We start from the raw sequence: 20560 nt of genomic DNA on the forward strand, positions 1-20560 counted from the left end.
GTGCTAGCCGATTCAAACATCAGCCAAAGCGCTCTAAAGCAGCCTCGGTAGGCGAGCCTTGGCTTAAAGACTCGTGATTCTGTCCCAGCACTCGTATATTTACGCTTACGCTTCGTAAAGGTCCCGTACAGGGCCCATAATGATTCGATTCAAATCATTAGCCACCAAACTAAAGGCTTGCTCTTTTTGCATCAATTCCGAAACGATTGGATCTTGCTGAATTTTTTGAGACAGTTCTTGGGCTTGCTGGGCTTCTTCTTCTGTCATTTCTTGGCCTGACATCATTTTTTGTTGCAAGGCTTGTTGCAATCCTTGGAACTCTTTGAATAAGCTATACGCTTCTTGGTTTTCTTTCAAACGATCAAACGAGGCTTTTAAATCTTGAAACTGTTCCGATTCTCGTAGTTCTCGTTCTAATTGATTCGCTGTGTCATAAATGTTTGCCATACTGTTCCCTCACTTTGTTTTTTTCTTATTATAACATACTGTTCAAAGGCAGATGCAGCAGAAGCTAGCATCAATTGCCATTGATCGTATTCCAAAGATTACCAAAAAGCTCTTTGGTTCCTTGTTTGACGCGCTCACCAAAATCTTTCAACCCTTCTTTGGCATTTTCGGCAAAATCGTCAACCGATTTCTTCCAGTCATCGTTGTTCGTTGAGTCATTTGAATCCGGTACTTCATCTGCTGCCATCAGTTTTCCACCAGTTTGATAAGCATCTGCTACTTGGAACTGACTGCCTTGACTGTAAGGCAACAGGCTTTCGGCTTCCGCTTTAAATATCTTGCCGACGACTTGCCCACTGGTTCCCGTCAAATAATGTTCGGCACTTGTCTGTTCAAAGCCTAGCCAAGTGGAGATTACAAGATCTGGGGTGTAGCCAACGATCCATTGGTCATTGACTTTCGATAAATCAAAGTTTGTTTCTGTCGTCCCGGTTTTTCCTGCGATCGTAAAGCCGTAAGGGCTAGCGCTGACCCCAGTTCCATTAGAGAAGGTACCCAGCATCATGCTGGTCATCTTATCTGCTGTTTCTTTAGAAATGACTTGCTTGCCTTTGACTGAGGTATTATCTACGATAACCGCCCCTGTTGAATCAACGATTTTGGTGATCAGGTGGGGCTGATAATAATAGCCTCCGCTAGCAAAAACACCATAAGCAGCAGCCATGGTCAGCGGAGATTCGCCATTTTCCAATCCGCCTAACGCCAATCCCCAGTATTTATCCGAATCGGTCAGAGTGAGACCAAATGCCTGCGTTTTTTTGTATCCGCGATCCAACCCAATTTCATGGAGTGTCCAAACCGCTGGCAAGTTCAAACTTTGAGCCAACGCTTGATACATTGGTACTTCACCAGAGTAAGTGCCGTCGTAATTTTTTGCCTCATAATAACTTTGCGGTTTATCTTCCAAAATACTATCAGGATTATAGCCGGCTTCGATGGCAGGTGCATAAACACTGATTGGTTTGATGGTCGAACCTGGCGAGCGTTTCATTTGGGTGGCAAAATTGAACCCACGAAAAACGTGCTCGCCTCGTCGTCCTACCAATGCTTGAACACCGCCAGTTGTCGGATCTAATGCCACCGAACCTGATTGGACCATTGTGCCATCCGCCGCATTTTCTGGAAAGAGGGCGTCGTTTTTGTAGGCAGCTTCCATTTGTGCCTGATAGTTTTGATCCAGTGCTGTGTAAATCTTATAACCGCGATTCATCACATCATCTGCGTCAAGCCCGTAAGACTCCGCTTCATCGATTACAGCATCAAAGTAATAGGGATATTTATACCCAGATTCTGAATTGCCATAGCCATCATACAACAGACTAGCCAATGAAACTTGCTCTTCTTGATCGGCAACTGATTGATCCAGCATTTTGTTGTCCACCATCAGTCCTAGAACAGTGTCGCGGCGGTTTGTTGCATTTTCTGGATGATCGATCGGGTTATAGATGGATGGACCTTTCAGCATACCTACTAAAGTAGCTGCTTCCCCCACCGTCAAATCTGAAGCATTGACACCAAAATATTTCAGCGAAGCATCTTGGATCCCCCAGACGCCATTACCGAAATAGGAACTGTTCAAATACATTTCCAATATTTCATCTTTTGAGTATTTTTTTTCGATTTCAATCGCCAAAAACAATTCTTTGGCTTTGCGGCTAAAGGTTTGATCAAGAGAAAGGTAGGCATTTTTTGCTAGCTGTTGCGTAATCGTACTTCCACCGCCACCTTCTGCACTACGATTGATCACCATCCGCAATGCCGCACGAGCGATCCCTTTGATATCAAACCCATGATGATTATAAAAATTGCGGTCTTCCGTTGAGATCAGTGCGTGAACGACGGCTGACGAGATACTTTTTAAATCGACATAAGTGCCCTTTTGAGAATAGAGCTGCCCAGCTTCTTCTCCTTTCGCATCGTAGATCACAGTAGACTCTTTCAATCCAGATTCTAATTCACTGACTTTGGTATTTTTGGCGATATAAAATAAGTACCCACTCATGACTAGAATACCTACTAAAGTCAGTAAAATAACTATTTTATTCACATGATATTTCTTCCAAATGCGCTTACGCCATTGATGGAATTGCTGTAGATAAGGTTTGATCCAACGCCAGAATGTCTGGATCGCTTCTTTTATCTTGTGAAGGATTTGTTTCAAATCCATTTCTCCACGCTCCTTTTATCAAAGTGTAGCATAAATCAAACCGTTTGGAATACGGCTCTAGCAGTAAATTTCATCCACAAAAGATTGCTCATCAATTCTATCAGCGAAACTTCTGTTTTTTGTTGTTTTTTTCATAAGAAAACCTTAAAGATGCTATAATAGCAAATAGAATACGATTCAGAAAGGGATTTTTATGGAATATACCATTACATTACCCAAGGACCATCCCCGAACGACGATTCGGGAATTATTAGAACAAGAATGGCTGGTCCCCCGCAAAGTACGCCATTTGCTACGAACCCGTAAAAATGTCTGTGTCAATGGTGAAACGGCCCTTTTCCATCAGGAAGTAACTGGCGGAGATCAGCTCACCTTGCGTTTAGAAGAAGCAGATTACACGTATCAACCCGTGATTCATGGAAACAAAGAGAAGATCGCGGTGTTGTTTGAAGATGAACATCTGATCGTTGTCAATAAGCCCGCTGGTATCAAAACCCACCCCAACCAACCGAATGAAACCGGCACACTGCTGAATGATTTGGCTGCTTATTTGGCACCAGAGACACGGCCTTATGTCGTTCACCGATTGGATAAAGAGACTAGCGGTGTCATTTTATTTGCAAAGAACCCTTTAGTTTTACCAATTTTAGGCCGAATGCTTGAAAGCAAACAAATTTATCGCCGCTACCAAGCAACCGTTTGGGGCCAGTTAGAGCAAAACCAAACCATTCGCAAAAAAATCGGACGTGATCGTCACGACCGTCGCAAGCGCGTCATTGACCCACGCAATGGCTTATCTGCAGTGACACACGTTGAGATTGCCGCTCATAATGCCCAAACGACTTCAATCTATTGTGTATTAGATACCGGACGTACCCATCAGATTCGTGTCCACCTTGCCAGCATTGGGCATCCCATCGTCGGCGATCCTCTCTATCAGAAAAAAACTGCAGCCCGTCTTGAGCTGCATGCCTATGAAATTTATTTAACCCATCCCTTTTCACAAGAGCCACTGCAGATCAAAGCACTGCCTGGGCTCTGGTAAAGGACAGAATGTCTCTGAAGGTGCTGAATTACTTAGCCTCATCGTGCTTACTGGGCATAGCCGTCGGCCTTCATTCGCTGCAACAAATCAATTTTCCGCTGGTTCAGCAGATAGCTGTGCCAGCTCTTTTTCTGTCAATAAACGATACTCTCCTAATGGCAAATCTTTCGGCAGCTGTAAGCCCCCCATTCGAATACGTTTAAGATACGTCACTTCTTTGCCTACGGCCTGCACCATTCGTTTTACTTGGTGAAACTTGCCTTCATGCAAAATCAAGGTGATGGTGGATGTCTCGGACTGCTCATCTACCGCTAAAATCGTTAATTGTGCTGGCATGAGGATTTCCCCATCCAACTCAATCCCTTGGAGAAACTGTTGACGATCCTCTTGGGTCATGATTCCTCGAACTTCTGCATAATACTCTTTTTCGACATGTTTTTTAGGCGACAACAAACGATGGGCTAGTTGGCCATCATTGGTGATCAGCAGCAGCCCTTCGGTATCTTTATCCAAACGTCCAACAGGAAAAAGATCGCGACGATAATCTTCAGCTGCAAATAAATCTAAAACTGTTTTTTCCCGATCGGTCGTTGCTGAGATGACACCAGCTGGTTTATTCAATAAATAATAGAAATCTTTTTGGTAACGTACCCGCTCTCCTACAAATGACACTTGATCCGATTGTTCATCTACTTGAAATTTATCACTTTTGACTTGTTGCCCGTTAACTTCAACGAGCCCTTTTTTGATGGCTTGTTTGACTTCTTTTCGTGAACCCTGCCCCATATCTGCCAAAAATTTATCTAGTCGCATGTTTTCTCCTCTTTCTTTGCGATCTTTTTTGCTGAAAAAACCGCCTGATCGACCCATACGATCTCAGCGGCTAATCAGGTTTATTCGATTATTTGATTCGCAATTTTTTCCGTAAGCGAATCATTGATGAGCCTAGTAATTTTTCTGCTAAGCGGACTTTCAATGCCATATAGATATAGGCAGCCCCACCTACTGCTGCAACCAGTAAAGAAAGAATAAAGGCTTGAACTTTACGATCCGAACTCAAGACTAGACCAAATAGTTGTCGTGCGATCAGCGCAATGATCAGCATAATAAGTGTCATGAGAAGAATCAGTACGGTTCTTCTAATCGTCAGTTTAGCATTGAAGTGACCTTTCGACCGCATTTTTCTAATATTTAACCAGCAGGTCACACCGAGTGCTAGCGTAGTTGAGACTAATGGGCCATAAACTTGGAACAACCAAATCGCCGGATACTGCAAGATAAATTTCAGCAACAGACCAATAAAGAAGAAGATCACAGCTTCCTTGTTGTGGTACATCCCTTGCAGCATACTGGAGGTCAGCATAAACAAACCGAGAACTAGACCGGATATACAAGCAAATACCAGCACATTAGCCCCTAACGCATCTGGCCGATAAAACAGTGTATACAACGGATACGCCAACACGATCATGCCAAATGTCGCCGGCAGCATCACAAAGGAATACAACTGCAAGTTGTTGCTGATTAGCTTAGCTAGATTCCCTTGATCCTTCTTCGCAACAGCTTCACTGATCAACGGCAATCCTGTAGATGCCATTGACGTGGCCAACCCGATCACAACCATGGTCAGCTTATCGGGGTTGCTGCCAAAAATTGCCATCATATCTAAAAGCTGATCATTGGAGTATTGGGTAAATCCTTTCATGATCCGCACAAAGGTATACTGATCCACTAGCTTAAAGATTGTGATTCCAGAACCAACGATAATAAAAGGAATCGCTTCTTTGATAGTGGAAAAAATCAGTTCCTTGGTTTGGATTTCTGTTTCTTCTTTGCTCATGTCCAGCAAAACAGCCATCCGAACCCGCTGCTTCTGGAAATAATAAACCAAAACCAGAACACTTGCTAAAACGCCGATAAAGGCAGCAAATGTCGATTGGGTCACCGCAGCTGTATAGTCTCCTTGCACCACACGCATGATGATAAACGTGGCTAACAGCATATAGAAGACCCGCGCGATCTGCTCAATGATTTGAGAAATCGCAAATGGTTTCATATCTTGATTTCCTTGGAAATATCCCCGCATCACACTCATACATGGAAAGACTAAAAGTGCCACACTTAACGAACGCATCGTTGGGATCAATTCTTCTCCGCCACCAGATGCTGTTGCCAGCCAAGGAGCGGCTATGTACATGATACCAGCAGTTATTACCCCAAATCCTGCCATCAATTGTAGTGCCCGGAAGAATAAGCGCTGACTCGTACGATATTCTTCTTTTGAATTGTAGTAGGAAATCTGTTTCGCAATAGCCGCGGGAATCCCTGCGGTAGAAATCATTAAAAATAAAGCATAGACATTGTAGCCCATACCAAATAATGCATTTGCTTTATCTCCGTTGGCTCCCATCCAGTAATACCAGGGTAAAATATAGATCGCACCGAGTAACCGGGACCCGATATTTCCCAGTGTCATCCAAGCCGATCCTTGAGCCATTTTTTCTTGTGTCGTTAATTGTTTTGACGCAGATCGCGTATGATTATCCATGGCAGTTCTCTCCAACTTTCTACAAACATATCCCCTTCATTTTAATTCGAAAAAGGACTTCGAGCAATCTATTTTTTCAACATATTAAAGTTTCTTCACATTATTGTGGAAGAAGGACCAATCTGATGCTGTCTGCCATTCGATTTGCCGGAATATGCTATAATAAATAAAACTTTTTGAAACGAGGAGAACCAAGATGTCACTATCTACCATTACCCCCCAACAGATCCGCGGGTTATTGATTGAAGCAAATTTATTAAAGGAATTTATCGCCCAAGAATGGCAGTATACCGTGCCAACAGAGATGAGCAAGTTGGTCTTTACCTCATTAAGTTATGATTCGCGTCAGACAGACGAAAATACGCTATTCTTCTGTAAAGGTGCCGCATTTAAAGAAAGTTACTTGGAAAGTGCTGTTGCCCAGGGTCTCCAGTGTTACGTTTCGGAACACCCCTATGAAAATTGTTCCGCCTACGGCATCATCGTGACCGACATTCGAGCAGCCATGGCTTGTATTGCTCAAGCTTTTTATAACAATCCGCAAGACCAGCTGTTTAAAATTGGTATCACAGGAACAAAAGGCAAAACGAGCTGTGCGTATTTTGTGCGGGAGATTTTGGCCAAAACAACTAATCAGAAAGTCGCTTTTTTCTCCTCTGAAGAAAATACCGTTGACGGAAAAAATTATCGAGAAGCGGTTTTGACAACTCCGGAAACGTTAGACTTGTATGCGATGATGGCCGAAGCGGTCGCTAACGGCATGACCCATCTAGTCATGGAAGTCTCTTCCCAAGCTTATAAAACAAAACGCGTGGCGGGTATCACCTATGAAATTGGGCTCTTTCTAAATATTTCTCCTGATCACATCGGTCCAGTAGAACATCCTGATTTTGATGATTACCTTTTCTGCAAGCGCGAGTTGATCCACAATAGTAAACAAATGATTATCAATCGGCAAAGCGACTATTTTGACCTCTTGAAAGAAACTTGTGCAGCTCATCAAGTACCATTGATCACCTATGGCCGACACGATGCAGATTATCAAGTCTTGCCGGCTGAATCTGGCGACCCTAAATCCTTTTGTATTCGTTCCATGGAGGATCCCCTTCGTGTAAACGGCAGCTATCAGCTGGCTTTACTCGGAGAATTCAATCACGACAATGCCACCGCTGCCATCGTTGCTGCTTGCCTTGCCGGAGCTACCCAAGAAGAAGTGCAAGCTGTCTTGCCACAAGTAACGATTCCCGGTCGGATGGTCGTTCTCGAAAAAACAAATGGTGCGTTGATCATTGTTGATTATGCCCACAATTATTTAAGTTTCAAATCGCTAAGCGAATTAGCCCGCTCATTGCGTCCAGCAGGCAGATTGATTTTTGTGACTGGCAGTGCCGGCGGCAAAGCAGAATCTCGTCGTCCTGATATGGGTCGGGCACTTTCGGAATATGCAGACAAAGTCTATTTAACATCTGATGATCCTAACTTTGAAGATCCTCGCGCCATCGCTAGCGAAATCGCCGCTGCCATCACTGCTTCTACCGTCGTCGTTGAAGAACAAATGGATCGCAGCAGGGCAGTTACATCAGCAGTTGCTGAAGCTGCTAGTCAAGATATCGTGATTCTAGCTGGTAAAGGCGCTGAGCAATATTTGAAAGTCCATGGTCAAAAAGAACCTTATGAAGGAGATCTGCAGATCGCTCAGCGGTTGCTTTGATTTTTTCATTGCCTCACCTATCCATTAACAACAAACACCTAAGGAATGATCGCATCAAGCGGGTCATCCTTTAGGTGTTTATTTTTGTGTCTATCTAAATGTCACTTAACAAAAGCTCTTGATTTAAATTCCTTGCTGCAAATTATGGTTGTTCGTCCTCATAGGTTTCATAGACATACGGAGCACCATCATAGCGAAACTCTGTCGAGATAGCTGCATCCAAATCTTCGGTATACATGAATTTGCTGAAAGGAAACAGAAAGACTTCGCCGTCTTTGGTTTTTTCCGCTTCCACTCGATAAAGTAGCTGATCTGCCGTTAGTTGTTGATTCAATTGCTCCAACACATCGTCGATCACTGCTTCTTCTTGATAACCGTTTTTTGCGATTCGTTGATAATCATTGAAAAAGGCCTCTTGCCCTTCAAAAGATTGATAGTCCATTTTTATTCCTTCTTTCTGCTCTTTCATTGGTGTTATTTCTATTATACGAGACCCCTGCAAGTTCAGCGAATGATTTGATTGGCGTTGCCCACAATCGAGACATCCCATCAAGAAAAATATGTCAAATTCATTTCAAGTGTATTACGAATCAATGATTTGACAAAATCGCATTGAAGACTTGTTTATTTTTTGTATAATGGGACATAGAGAATATTAAAGGGGCAGACGAAATGAACAGCACAAAGAAAAAAATCTTCTTTGGTACAGGAGCAACAGTAGGTTTTCTAGCAATGATTGCATTAGTGGGACAATTTTTAATAGCAAACCACTTGGTCGGCGCAAATGATTCTTCCACAGAAATCTTCACTCGCGCAACTTATCCAAATGGTTTTCTATTGGTGATTTTAATTCCATTAGTAGCTACAGCTGTATTGTTTTACGGTATTATTCGCAAAAAATAGTAAATAGCGTCAGTGAATGCTTGCATCCGCTGACGCTGTTTTTTTTGTACAAAAAAGGGCTGGAACAGAAGGTGTTGCTTCTGCTCCAGCCCTTTAGACGTGTTTAGAGGGACTGTGGCATAAGTCTCCGAGTAACACTATCCGAACAGTAACTAGTATTGCTCCTACTGTGCAGGGACTCCTCGTCGCAAAAGTCAGAGGAATCTATAGCAATAGAATATGATTCGGTCTAACTTGTTGGATGATGACTTATATCACAGGCCCTCTTTTCAATTAATTAGCGACGATATTGACTAATTTATTTGGTACAACGATAATTTTGCGGATCGTTTTTCCATTTAATTGCTCTTTTACTAGTTCGTTTGATTGCGCCAATTCTTCCAACATCGCTTTATCTGCATCCGCAGGCACATTGGCTTTTGCACGAACTTTGCCGTTCACTTGGAACACCACTTCGATTTCATCTTCGACTAGCGCACTTTCATCATACGTTGGCCAAGGCACATAAGAGATGCCTTCTTCATTGCCAAGAATCGACCAAAGTTCTTCGCCGATATGTGGCGCGATCGGTGCCAACAGTTGGACAAATCCAGCCACGTATTCGTAAGGCAACGCATCTGCTTTATAAGCTTCGTTCACAAAGACCATCAATTGTGAAATAGCGGTATTGAAATGAAGTTGTTCAAAGTCTTCGGTCACTTTTTTCACTGTTTGGTTGTAAACTTTACTTAGTTTGCCGTCATTCAATGTGGTGATGCGATCACGCATTTTACCGTTCTCATCTACGATCAGGCGCCAGACACGGTCTAGGAATTTACGGCTGCCTTCTAGCCCGTTTTCATTCCATGCGATCGACGCATCCAATGGTCCCATGAACATTTCGTACAAGCGCAGTGTATCTGCTCCGTATTGTTCGATGACATCGTCCGGATTTACGACGTTTCCGCGAGACTTCGACATTTTTTCGTTGTTTTCCCCAAGGATCATCCCTTGATTGAATAGTTTTTCAAAAGGTTCTTTTGTTGGTACGACGCCAAGATCATAAAGGAATTTATGCCAGAAACGCGCATAAAGCAAGTGAAGTACCGCATGTTCTGCCCCACCAATATAGATATCTACCGGTAACCAGCGTTTCAATTTTTCATAATCGGCTAAGCTGTTTTTATTATGAGGGTCAATAAACCGCAAGAAGTACCAAGAGCTTCCAGCCCATTGTGGCATCGTATTGGTTTCACGACGTCCCTTCATGCCTGTTTCTGGATCAACGACATTGACCCACTCACTGACATTCGCCAATGGTGATTCCCCAGTACCACTTGGCTTGATGTTATCGGTTTTTGGTAAGCGTAGTGGCAACTGATCTTCTGGAAGAGTGGTTGTAGTACCGTCTTCCCAATGAATGATTGGGATAGGCTCACCCCAGTAACGCTGCCGAGAAAACAACCAGTCTCGCAGACGATAACTGATTTCTTTTTTGCCGACTCCTTGTTCTTCTAACCAGTGGTTCATTTTTTCAATTGCAGCTTCTTTATCCAACCCATCCAGAAATTCTGAATTGATATGAGGACCGTCTTCAGTATAAGCAGCTTCGTCAACGTCTCCTCCAGCTAGAACCGGAATGATTTCTAGACCAAAAGCTTTCGCAAATTCATGGTCACGTTCGTCATGCGCGGGCACAGCCATGATCGCACCTGTACCGTATGAAGCTAGTACATAGTCAGCAATCCAAATTGGTACTTCTTTGCCATTGGCTGGATTGATGGCATACGCTCCGGTGAAGACACCCGTCTTTTCTTTGGACAAATCGGTCCGATTCAAATCAGATTTCTTCGCTGTTTCTGCTACATAGGCCTCAACCGCGGCTTTTTGTTCTGGTGTCGTGATGGCTTGTACCAACTCGTGTTCAGGAGCCAAAACCGTATACGTGGCACCAAACAATGTGTCTGGCCGTGTTGTAAAGACAGTGAATGCTGCATCGCTGCCGGCTACTTTGAAGGTGACATTGGCACCTACCGAACGACCGATCCAATTCCGCTGCATTTCTTTGATGCTTTCTGGCCAGTCCACTTCCTCTAGATCATCCAACAAGCGATCTGCATAGGCTGTGATTTTCAGCATCCATTGACGCATAGGTTTACGAATAACATCGTAGCCACCGCGTTCACTCTTGCCATCGATCACTTCTTCATTGGCGATAACTGTTCCTAGTTCTGGAACCCAATTGACGGGAACTTCGGCTTCATAAGCCAACCCTTTTTCATAAAGTTTGGTGAAAATCCATTGCGTCCACTTATAGTATTCAGGATCTGTTGTGTTGATTTCACGATTCCAATCGTAACTAAACCCAAGTGAGTTGATTTGACGACGGAATGTTTCAATATTTTTTTTCGTAAACTCTGCTGGATCGTTCCCGGTATCCAATGCATATTGTTCAGCAGGTAATCCAAAGGCATCCCAACCCATGGGATGAAGAACGTTAAATCCTTGGCTACGCTTGAAGCGGCTTAAAATATCCGTTGCTGTATATCCTTCTGGATGCCCTACGTGCAGTCCTTGTCCAGAAGGGTACGGGAACATGTCTAACGCATAAAACTTTGGTTTATCCGGTTGATCGTGGGTATTGAACTCATTTTTCTTAGCCCAATATTTTTGCCATTTTTTCTCAATTTCTTTGTGATTGTAATTCACTATGGACGCCTCCTAAAAATTGGTGCTCTGTCTTGATCAAAAAATCAGCAGAACTTAAAAAAGTCCTATAAAAATCACTATTGATTTTTATAGGACGTTATAAACGTGGTACCACCTAATTTTATCTGTAACGAAACAGACCTCGATGTGTTAACGGCCATCGCCGTATCTGCCTAGTCTGAGCGACTTTGAGGAACGCTCATTTCAGTCAAATATCACTTGAAGGCGAGTTCGAAAGGTCTTCTGTGCATTTCCACCAACCATGCACTCTCTTGATTCCAACGCGTTTCTACTATTCCTTCTCAAATGTGAAAGATTCTTTGCATTTATCCTATCAAAAAACCAGCGGAATAGCAATCTATTTTACGCGAACGCTTTGACCAGGATAAACAAAATTGTCTTTAATATTGTTCCATTGAATGAACTGATCACTGGAAATACCAAATTTATCTGCGATGCCCCAGACTGAATCTCCAGATACTACAGTATAATTGCTCGTAGTTGCAGTTTGACTCGCAGCCGTTGCTGCCCCGCTGACCCGTACGCTTTGACCAGGATAGACGTAATCATTTTTGATATTGTTCCAACTGCGGAACTGATCCATCGTGATGCCGAATTTATTTGCAATCGACCAAACAGAATCCCCAGATACCACGGTATAATTTCGACTGCCTGTTGTTGAAGAAGTGTTCGTGGAAGCTGTGGCTGTGCTTGTCTGTTTATTTCCAGAATTTTTTACGATCAATGTTTGACCGGGATAAATAAAGCCATTTTTAATATTGTTCCAGCTGCGCAATTGATCCATCGTGATGCCATGCTTATTCGCTACACCCCAAACCGAGTCGCCGGATGCAACGGTATAACTGCCCCCATTGGTTCCAGAACTTGCTGTCGTAGTCCTATTGGCTTGACTTGTTGCGCCAGTGCCATTTTTTACGATTAAGCGTTGACCGGGATAAATAAAATCATTTTTGATATTATTCCAGCTGCGCAATTGATCCATCGTAATGCCATGCTTATTTGCTACACTCCAAACCGAGTCACCGGATGCAACCGTGTAGCTGCCAGCAGTTGCTGTCTTAGTAACGGTGGTTTCTGGTTTCGTCGATTGTTGGTTGGTACCGCCGTTGATCGTCAATTTTTGTCCTGGGTAGATAAAATTATTGCGAATATTGTTCCAGCTACATAGCTGATCCATCGTGATACCGAATTTATTCGCGATTCCCCAGACAGAATCCCCTGAAGCGACTGTGTACGCTTGACTGTTAGAAGAAGCTGTCACCGTTATTGCTGGTTTACTAACAGTATTAGCAGCGGTATTTGTGGTGTTTGACGTATTCACGGTTGCTCCACCACCAGCGTTGCCTGAAGCCGGTGTATCATATTTGGTCAAGCCATACTGTTGGATCACCGTATTCAATGAAGAGGCATAGTTTGGTGCTGTTGCGTAACGTCCCGTCAACCATTGGGTCGCATCCCGGTAAGATGACGTATTGCTCTTCCAAGCACCAGCGTAGTAGTAGCCACCATTTCCCATGGAAACATTTCTTAGTGTCTGGGCATTGTCTTCAAAAGATTCTTTGTAAGAAGGGTATTTTTTGAAGGGTTCTTTCATGGTCAACCATTGATTGTTTAAATACTCTGCCGTATTCATATAGACTGTTTGACCATTATGACTGCCTTTGATGCCAAAAAGATTATGGTTAGGTGACTGGGACAAGGCACTTCTTCCCCAGCCGCTTTCCAGAATGGCTTGCGCGATCATGACTGAAGCATAAAGATCATTTGCTTGGGCCACTGGCTGAGCATACGTTGCGATTTCCGTAATGAATGCTGCTGTATTCGGTGCAGCAAAGTTGCTTCTCGCCACAGTGCTTTCTACAGCATCCGCTTGAACTGGCAGCATCAAAGGCGCTACTACTGAACAAGCGGTGATGGTCGTCCCTACAACAGCGGCATTTTTTCTCATTGTTTGATAAAACTCACTAGACTGTCCCTCTTTGCGACGTTCTTTACGCGATACACTCATGATCATGAACGTTCCTCCATCTTCTATTTTTTTCCTACGTTTAGTATACAATTTCTTAAGATTTTATAAAAGTTATTTCCTCTGTTTCGCCAAACTGTAAACTCTTTGTAATCTAACGTACATTATTTGAAAGAAGGAACTGGCAGCATTTTTTTGCTCTACACTACTATCCAACAAGAAAGTCCCCCTACTCCCCCATCTTTTGTCCCCTTGTGATAAATGGTATAATAGACTCATTCTGTTTGCCTAGAGAAATGAGGAATCTTTATTTATGAATAAAAAACTGTATTATCAATTCGCCGGTAGCTGCTTTTTGCTGGTTTTTGCTTTCTTAGGCTACGTCGTCAAATTCTATCCCACTTGGTTGAATCCTTTCGATGAAACTGGCACTCGTTTGATTCGTAGCGGTTACCCATTTTTGACTGATTTTTTCCTATGGGTAACTAAATTTGCCAATCCAATAACGATCGGGTTGCTATTCGTTGTGGTATTGCTCGTGTTGCTTATCAATCGCTTTTATTCCGAAGCCCTTTGGCTCAGTTGCGGTACGATTGGTATCTCCGCGGTGTTCAATCCCTTGATTAAATTATTCTTCTTGCGGGAAAGACCGACATTGGAACATTTAGTGCTGGAGAACAGCTCAAGCTTTCCTAGCGGTCACTCCACGGGCAGCATGGTGTTTTATGGAACCTTACTTTTACTCATTCCCGTCTTTTTCCAATCGCAAACGCTCCGTTGGGTCATGAGAATCTTGCTTGGCTTACTGATTTTTCTGATCGGTATTAGTCGTATCTATCTGGGTGTTCATTTTCCTAGTGACGTATTAGGCGGCTTTTGTGTGGGCCTTTCTTGGCTATTGCTGACTTATCCGTACTATTTGGAAAAACGTTTTGTCTGGCGTTTCCAACAAAAACAATCTTAGAAAAACGAAAAGAAGGTAAAATTCATGAATTCATTCCCCTATGCCGAAGATCAGCACAAACGTTACCATTCTTGGAATTACGCATTACGCCAAGAATTTGGTGAAAAAATCTTTAAAGTACCGATCGATGCTGGCTTCGACTGCCCCAATCGGGATGGTACCGTCGCAAAAGGTGGCTGTACCTTCTGTAGCGTTTCCGGTTCAGGCGACATGATCGTTGCACCAGAAGCGCCACTGCCAGTCCAATTCCACAAAGAAATCGATATGATGCACAAGAAATGGCCTCATGTCGATAAGTACATCGTCTATTTCCAAAATTTTACCAATACCCATGCCCCAGCTGCAGTTATTCGTGAGCGGTTTGAACAAGTTCTGACCATGCCGGGTGTCGTCGGTGTTTCCATCGGGACACGTCCTGACTGCCTTCCAGAGGATGTCGTAGACTATCTAGCGGAATTGAACCAGCGTTTTTATTTATGGGTAGAACTAGGACTGCAAACAACCTTTGAAACCACCAGTAATGCAATCAACCGGGCCCATGATTACCAAACCTATCTTGATGGTGTCGCTAAATTGAGAAAACACGGCATTCAAGTCTGTACCCATTTGATCAATGGGCTCCCTGGTGAAACATTAGAAATGATGCGAGAAAATGTACGACGAACGATTGTCGACTCAGATATTCAAGGCATCAAACTCCACCTCTTGCATTTGATGCGAAATACTCGCATGCTTCGAGATTATCATGAGGGCAAGCTGCAACTGATGCAAAGAGAGACTTACGTTTCTTTGATTTGCGACCAGCTAGAAATGATTCCTGCAGAAATCATCATTCATCGTCTAACCGGTGATGCCCCTTGGGATTCTTTGATTGGACCGATGTGGAGTCTCAAAAAATGGGAAGTCTTGAATGAGATTGACAAAGAGATGCTGCGCCGTGACTCCTATCAAGGAAAATACGATGCTAGAAAAGAGGCTATCTATGCTGCAAACAGCCATGCGTTTTAGTCATACACTTTTGCAAGAAGTGGTCAAACCCGGACAGACCGTAGTCGATGCCACCATGGGAAATGGTCATGATACCGAACTGTTGGCGACACTTGTCGGGCCTGAAGGCAAAGTTTATGCCTATGATATTCAGGAACAAGCCGTAACTACCACAAGGGCACGCTTGCTTGCAAAAGGACTCCTGTCCCAAGTTGAATTGATCCATCAAGGGCATGAAACAGTCGCGGATCACGTTCCTGATGCCATTCATGCGGCTATCTTCAATTTAGGGTACTTGCCGAAAAGTGACAAAAAGATTATTACTTTACCCGAAACAACCGAACAGGCATTGCAAGCATTGATCGAGCGTATTGTACCTTGTGGCCGAATCATCCTTGTGTGCTATTATGGCCATGAAGGCGGACCTGAAGAGTTAGAAGCTGTTCATCGCTTTTGTCGTCAGTTACCGCAAACACAATTTAATGTGTTGACTTATCAATTCATCAATCAGCGCAATCAGCCCCCTGTCTTATTTTGTATCGAACGAAAAAAAGTATCAGAGAACCGTTGAGATTCGACGGTTTCTGATACTTTTTTTATTCTTCAACAAGCCAATTCAATACCCGTTGGATCCACTGATCCCAAAATTGCCAATCGTGGTCTCCAGAACCTGATTCAAAGGTCACTGACAGATTTCGTTCCTGCATTTTTGCAACTGCGTATTCACTTGCAGGAAACAGTTGATCTTCGGTTCCACAACTAATATAAAAGCGCGGTGCCTTTTGAGGATCAATTGTCTTGATCAAATGGATCAAATCATTTTCTGAACCTTGGAACTGATCCAGAGGACCAAAAATCCCTTCCCAGTAAGAAGTATTTCGAACTTTTAAAAGAGAATCCATGCTTTCAGCAATCGCTAAGGCGCCAGATAAAGAGGCAACCGCAGCAAAACTCTCTGGCTTTCGCAAACCTAACTTGACGGCGCCGTAGCCCCCCATAGATAGACCGGCAGCAAATGTCTTCTCCCGCTTACTGCTCAATTGCGGAAACAATTCACGGCAGATTTGCGGCAGTTCTTCTGCGACAAAGGTCCAATACTTCATATCATAAGTTGTGTCTGTATACCACGCCAAATCCGTCGAAGGCATGATCACTGCCATTTGATAGTCACTCACATAGCGCTCGATCGAAGTACGTCTTTCCCAAACGCTATGATTGCCGCCCATGCCATGTAATAGATATAAGACGGGTAAATCTTTCTGATCATTTTTTGTGGCTGTACCAATTTTTTTAATGGTGGTTTGCGGTAGAATCACATTCACCATTACTTCCATTTCAAGAACATTTGAATAGATATTTGCTTGTATAAAAGCCATCAAATCACCTGCGATTCTTTTTTTATCATTGTACCAGATTCTCGCCGAATTGTACGGGCAAAGACCAATGCAATCAAAATCAACACCAGCCCCAGTCCATATACCCAATGCAATCCATCATACAAAATAGCGCGTAATTGTTGTAAAATCTCTGTTGAAAGTTTTTTAGCAGCGACTGGATCCACCAAACGATTCATGATTTCCTGATCTTGAATCCCTGCTTCTTTCAAGCCTAAACTATTGCTGATATTCAAGACGATCCCGAAAACAGAAACCATGATGGTCTGCCCAATTGTTCGTAATAGCGTATTGAAAGAAGTCGCCACACCGATTTGCGAGTGAGGGACACTTGTTTGGGCAGTCACGGTACAAACGACCATCGTCGCGCCTAAGCCGACTCCAGTAATAGAAGAGATCCCCAAAAACCAGAAAAAGGAAGTTTTCATTGGCGTAACAAAAAGCCAAATGGCACCAGCAAGGGTCAGCAACAGACTCACAGTCAAGACCCATGAGACCGAGCGCTTCATCAACCAGCGACTAGCTAAAAATGAACCCACCATCCATAAAATCGACAATGGTGCGAGGACAAGACCGCCGATACCTGCGCTCAACCCTAAGACCCCTTGCATCCACATAGGAATATACACATCGATCCCCATCAAAAAGCCGCTGGCTAGTGCTGCAACGATGTTTACTACCACAAAAGTTCTAGAATGGAACAACGCTAAATCAATTAATGGATCGGCAGCTTTTTTCTCCGCTCGGTAAAAGAGCAAGAAGGTTACAAGAGCCAAAATCAGTAAGCTTACCACAGCAATACTTATCCCTTGATCGCCTAACAACTGAAACCCTAGGAGTAAGGAAACTAGTGTCACCATCATCAAAAAACTGCCTAGTAAATCCATTTTTTCTGGTCGCTTAATTTTTCTGTCCTCATGAAAATAAAACCAAATCATGCCAAGAAGAAACACGCCAATCGGTACATTAATAAAAAATATCCAGTGCCAACCAACTGTATCAACAATCACACCACCGGCTAAAGGTCCAACGACACTCGCAATTCCCCAGGCCGTACTGTTCAGCCCTAAGACCTTTGCTCGTTTCTCAACAGGATATAAGTCAGCGATAATCGTCAATGCCACAGGCATCATTGCACCTGCTCCGATTCCTTGAACGGCGCGAGAAAGAATTAATGTTAGCATACTGTTAGAAAGCCCGCAGAGTGCGGAACCAATCATGAACAGTAATGTTCCAAACAAAAAAATCGGTTTACGACCAATGTTATCGGCAAGTTTTCCATAAATCGGTGTCAACATAGCACTAGTCAATAAGTAAATCGAAAAGACCCAGTTCATGATCTCGATGCCCTGCAATGATCCGACAATCGTCGGCATCGCTGTCGTAATGATCGTTCCTTCGATAGCCGTCATAAATGTTGCTACAAAAACAGCAATCGTTACACGTGTCACATTCGTTTTCATCTTTCTCCTCCTCTTCTAAGTCAAAAAAAAGAACCTCTATTGATTTTCATCAACAGAGGTCGCCTCTTTATTCCTTCACACTTGCCAATAAAGCATCCACTTTATCTGTTTGTTCCCAAGGCAAGTCGATATCTGTACGACCGAAATGTCCATATGCCGCTGTCTGACGATAAATTGGACGGCGCAGATTCAACATCTCTATAATTCCAGCTGGCCGTAAATCAAAATTTTCTCTTACAGCCTGGATCAATTTCTCTTGACTCACTGTCCCCGTTCCAAATGTATCAATACGAATCGACACCGGTTGCGCTACACCAATCGCATAAGCTAGCTGAACTTCGACTTTGCGAGCAAGTTTTGCGGCAACAATATTTTTGGCAATATAACGGGCGGCATAACTAGCTGAACGGTCAACTTTAGTTGCGTCCTTCCCAGAGAATGCGCCACCGCCGTGTCTTGCATACCCGCCGTAAGTATCGACAATAATTTTTCTACCAGTCAGACCGGCGTCCCCTTGAGGTCCACCAATGACAAATCGTCCTGTCGGATTAATATAATATTTTGTTTCATCATCTAAAAGTGATGCTGGAATCACTTCTTTGATTACTTTTTCGATCACATCCTGACGAATCGTTTCATTGTCCACTGCATCGTCGTGTTGGGTACTGATAACGACTGTATCTACTCGTTGCGGTTGATCTTGATCATCATACTCGACCGTTACTTGAGATTTTGCATCAGGACGCAAATAAGTCAATTCGTTCGACTTACGCAATTCCGCTAATCGTCGTACAAGGCGATGGCTCAATGCAATCGGTAATGGCATCAATTCTGGTGTTTCATCGACGGCAAAACCAAACATCAATCCTTGGTCCCCGGCACCAATTTCCTCTTCATTCGCATCTTCACGTACTTCTAACGCATTATCAACACCTTGTGCAATATCAGGTGATTGTTCGTCAATAGCGACTAAAACTGCCACCGTGTCACCGTCAAAGCCAAATTTTGCCCGAGTGTAGCCAATCCCTTTGATGGTTTCGCGGACAATTTTTTGAATATCCACATAAGCGCTTGTTGAAATTTCACCAAAAACCAAGACTAATCCGGTGGTTACCGACGTTTCACAAGCAACCCGTGCCATTGGATCTTTCGCAAGCAATGCATCTAAAATCGCATCACTGATTTGATCAGCAACTTTATCTGGATGTCCTTCAGATACTGATTCTGAAGTAAATAAATGTTTCTCTGTCATTTTTGTATTCCCCCTAAATTATGATTCGGTTACAAGGCATCTTCGCAGCTGCGAATCCTTTCGGGAACTTGCAACGGACTGATTATAACAAATTTTAATCGATTGTGCCTATTTTATGGAAAAACTTTTAAAATAACTGATTAAAGATATAAAAAAAAAGCATCCAGTAGAATGCTTTCATGATCCGTACGGGATTCGAACCCGTGTTACCGCCGTGAAAGGGCGGTGTCTTAACCACTTGACCAACGGACCAAGTAAAAAATCAATGGGCCTAAATGGACTCGAACCATCGACCTCACGCTTATCAGGCGTGCGCTCTAACCAGCTGAGCTATAGGCCCAAAATAAAAAAACTAAAGCGGGTGACGAGAATCGAACTCGCGACAACAGCTTGGAAGGCTGTGGTTTTACCACTAAACTACACCCGCAAGATGGCGCGGGACAGAATCGAACTGCCGACACATGGAGCTTCAATCCATTGCTCTACCAACTGAGCTACCGAGCCATAACGGTTCCGACGGGAATCGAACCCGCGATCTCCTGCGTGACAGGCAGGCATGTTAACCCCTACACCACGGAACCATATTTAGTTTTTTTGATTGCGGGAGCAGGATTTGAACCTACGACCTTCGGGTTATGAGCCCGACGAGCTACCAGACTGCTCCATCCCGCGATAATAAATCACTAAAAATAAAAAAACTTTCAGTAATCAAAAGCTGGATCCATTGATTGGATCGTTCAATCAAGAATTCAGTAAAGGAGGATAAGGGATTCGAACCCTTGCACGGTTTTACCCGCCTGACGGTTTTCAAGACCGTTCCCTTCAGCCGGACTTGGGTAATCCTCCAAAAAAATAGTACAATGATCCGTACGGGACTCGAACCCGTGTTACCGCCGTGAAAGGGCGGTGTCTTAACCACTTGACCAACGGACCGCTAAAACGGA

General features: G+C 43.5%; 16 protein-coding genes, 8 tRNA genes, 1 riboswitch and 1 other annotated feature. Of the genes, 6 read left to right on the forward strand and 18 right to left on the reverse strand.

Going from position 1 to position 20560, the window contains the following annotated elements:
* Window positions 1–105: 105 nt before the first annotated feature.
* Together Q0A12_RS00820 and Q0A12_RS00825 are read right to left on the reverse strand one after the other, a co-directional pair.
* Window positions 106–447 carry a YlbF family regulator gene (locus Q0A12_RS00820; RefSeq protein ID WP_060815065.1) on the reverse strand — a complete coding sequence of 114 codons (342 nt, stop codon included), beginning with the start codon at window positions 445–447 and terminating at the stop codon, window positions 106–108.
* A 70-nt stretch (window positions 448–517) separates the two neighbouring features.
* Window positions 518–2674, reverse strand: a complete 2157-nt coding sequence (locus tag Q0A12_RS00825; RefSeq protein ID WP_291290832.1) for a PBP1A family penicillin-binding protein — start codon at window positions 2672–2674, stop codon at window positions 518–520.
* Window positions 2675–2867: 193 nt separating this feature from the next.
* On the opposite strand from Q0A12_RS00825, the gene Q0A12_RS00830 reads away from it, so the two are divergent.
* Window positions 2868–3719 carry an RluA family pseudouridine synthase gene (locus Q0A12_RS00830; protein ID WP_291290833.1) on the forward strand — a complete coding sequence of 284 codons (852 nt, stop codon included), beginning with the start codon at window positions 2868–2870 and terminating at the stop codon, window positions 3717–3719.
* Between the two features lie 87 nt (window positions 3720–3806).
* Here Q0A12_RS00830 and Q0A12_RS00835 read toward each other — a convergent pair whose 3' ends face one another.
* Entirely contained in the window at window positions 3807–4532 is a 726-nt protein-coding gene (locus Q0A12_RS00835) for a pseudouridine synthase (protein ID WP_291290834.1), read from the reverse strand.
* An 88-nt stretch (window positions 4533–4620) separates the two neighbouring features.
* Window positions 4621–6267 (reverse strand): polysaccharide biosynthesis protein, encoded by a 1647-nt coding sequence (locus Q0A12_RS00840; protein WP_291290835.1) that lies wholly within the window; start codon window positions 6265–6267, stop codon window positions 4621–4623.
* A gap of 196 nt (window positions 6268–6463) precedes the next feature.
* On the opposite strand from Q0A12_RS00840, the gene murE reads away from it, so the two are divergent.
* Window positions 6464–7978 (forward strand): UDP-N-acetylmuramyl-tripeptide synthetase, encoded by a 1515-nt coding sequence (gene murE / locus Q0A12_RS00845; RefSeq protein ID WP_291290836.1) that lies wholly within the window; start codon window positions 6464–6466, stop codon window positions 7976–7978.
* Between the two features lie 142 nt (window positions 7979–8120).
* Here the strand turns inward: murE and Q0A12_RS00850 are convergent, their stop codons facing one another.
* Window positions 8121–8420 (reverse strand): DUF5960 family protein, encoded by a 300-nt coding sequence (locus Q0A12_RS00850; protein ID WP_291290837.1) that lies wholly within the window; start codon window positions 8418–8420, stop codon window positions 8121–8123.
* Window positions 8421–8650: 230 nt separating this feature from the next.
* On the opposite strand from Q0A12_RS00850, the gene Q0A12_RS00855 reads away from it, so the two are divergent.
* On the forward strand, window positions 8651–8881 hold the full coding sequence (locus Q0A12_RS00855; RefSeq protein ID WP_291290838.1) for a hypothetical protein: 231 nt from the start codon (window positions 8651–8653) through the stop codon (window positions 8879–8881).
* Window positions 8882–9154: 273 nt separating this feature from the next.
* On the opposite strand, the gene leuS is transcribed toward Q0A12_RS00855, so the two are convergent.
* Window positions 9155–11569 carry a leucine--tRNA ligase gene (gene leuS, locus Q0A12_RS00860; protein ID WP_291290839.1) on the reverse strand — a complete coding sequence of 805 codons (2415 nt, stop codon included), beginning with the start codon at window positions 11567–11569 and terminating at the stop codon, window positions 9155–9157.
* Between the two features lie 87 nt (window positions 11570–11656).
* Window positions 11657–11883, reverse strand: a binding site (T-box leader).
* Between the two features lie 44 nt (window positions 11884–11927).
* Entirely contained in the window at window positions 11928–13604 is a 1677-nt protein-coding gene (locus Q0A12_RS00865; RefSeq protein ID WP_291290840.1) for a LysM peptidoglycan-binding domain-containing protein, read from the reverse strand.
* A 265-nt stretch (window positions 13605–13869) separates the two neighbouring features.
* Between Q0A12_RS00865 and Q0A12_RS00870 the strand changes: the two genes are divergently transcribed.
* The 3 genes from Q0A12_RS00870 to Q0A12_RS00880 are packed head-to-tail and all read left to right on the forward strand — an operon-like array spanning window position 13870 to window position 16078.
* Window positions 13870–14520, forward strand: coding sequence for a phosphatase PAP2 family protein (locus tag Q0A12_RS00870; protein WP_291290841.1), 651 nt, complete (start codon window positions 13870–13872; stop codon window positions 14518–14520).
* A 24-nt stretch (window positions 14521–14544) separates the two neighbouring features.
* Window positions 14545–15528, forward strand: coding sequence for a TIGR01212 family radical SAM protein (locus tag Q0A12_RS00875; protein ID WP_291290842.1), 984 nt, complete (start codon window positions 14545–14547; stop codon window positions 15526–15528).
* Window positions 15503–16078, forward strand: coding sequence for a class I SAM-dependent methyltransferase (locus Q0A12_RS00880; protein ID WP_291290843.1), 576 nt, complete (start codon window positions 15503–15505; stop codon window positions 16076–16078). The genes Q0A12_RS00875 and Q0A12_RS00880 overlap by 26 nt, the downstream gene beginning before the upstream one ends.
* A 25-nt stretch (window positions 16079–16103) precedes the next feature.
* On the opposite strand, the gene Q0A12_RS00885 is transcribed toward Q0A12_RS00880, so the two are convergent.
* From Q0A12_RS00885 to Q0A12_RS00935, 11 genes are all read right to left on the reverse strand, one after another.
* A complete protein-coding gene (locus Q0A12_RS00885; RefSeq protein ID WP_291290844.1) occupies window positions 16104–16883 on the reverse strand; it encodes an alpha/beta hydrolase family protein in 780 nt (259 codons plus the stop codon).
* On the reverse strand, window positions 16883–18364 hold the full coding sequence (locus Q0A12_RS00890; RefSeq protein WP_291290845.1) for an MDR family MFS transporter: 1482 nt from the start codon (window positions 18362–18364) through the stop codon (window positions 16883–16885). Before Q0A12_RS00890 ends, Q0A12_RS00885 begins: the two co-directional genes overlap by 1 nt.
* Before the next feature lie 67 nt (window positions 18365–18431).
* Window positions 18432–19616: a methionine adenosyltransferase gene (gene metK, locus Q0A12_RS00895; protein WP_291290846.1), complete on the reverse strand. Its 1185-nt coding sequence runs from the start codon at window positions 19614–19616 to the stop codon at window positions 18432–18434.
* Window positions 19614–19695: riboswitch (SMK box riboswitch) on the reverse strand. (Overlaps the previous gene by 3 nt.)
* Before the next feature lie 101 nt (window positions 19696–19796).
* A tRNA-Glu gene (locus Q0A12_RS00900) sits at window positions 19797–19868 on the reverse strand.
* A gap of 14 nt (window positions 19869–19882) precedes the next feature.
* Window positions 19883–19956 (reverse strand) — tRNA-Ile (locus Q0A12_RS00905).
* Window positions 19957–19972: 16 nt separating this feature from the next.
* Window positions 19973–20043: transfer RNA gene (locus tag Q0A12_RS00910), tRNA-Gly, on the reverse strand.
* A 4-nt stretch (window positions 20044–20047) separates the two neighbouring features.
* Window positions 20048–20120: transfer RNA gene (locus Q0A12_RS00915), tRNA-Phe, on the reverse strand.
* 4 nt (window positions 20121–20124) lie between these two features.
* Window positions 20125–20197: transfer RNA gene (locus tag Q0A12_RS00920), tRNA-Asp, on the reverse strand.
* 17 nt (window positions 20198–20214) lie between these two features.
* Window positions 20215–20288 (reverse strand) — tRNA-Met (locus Q0A12_RS00925).
* 84 nt (window positions 20289–20372) lie between these two features.
* A tRNA-Ser gene (locus Q0A12_RS00930) sits at window positions 20373–20462 on the reverse strand.
* 15 nt (window positions 20463–20477) lie between these two features.
* A tRNA-Glu gene (locus Q0A12_RS00935) sits at window positions 20478–20549 on the reverse strand.
* Window positions 20550–20560 lie beyond the last annotated feature (11 nt).

This window comes from Enterococcus sp., assembly GCF_022711995.1.
In the GTDB taxonomy this organism is placed as follows: Bacteria; Bacillota; Bacilli; order Lactobacillales; family Enterococcaceae; genus Enterococcus_D.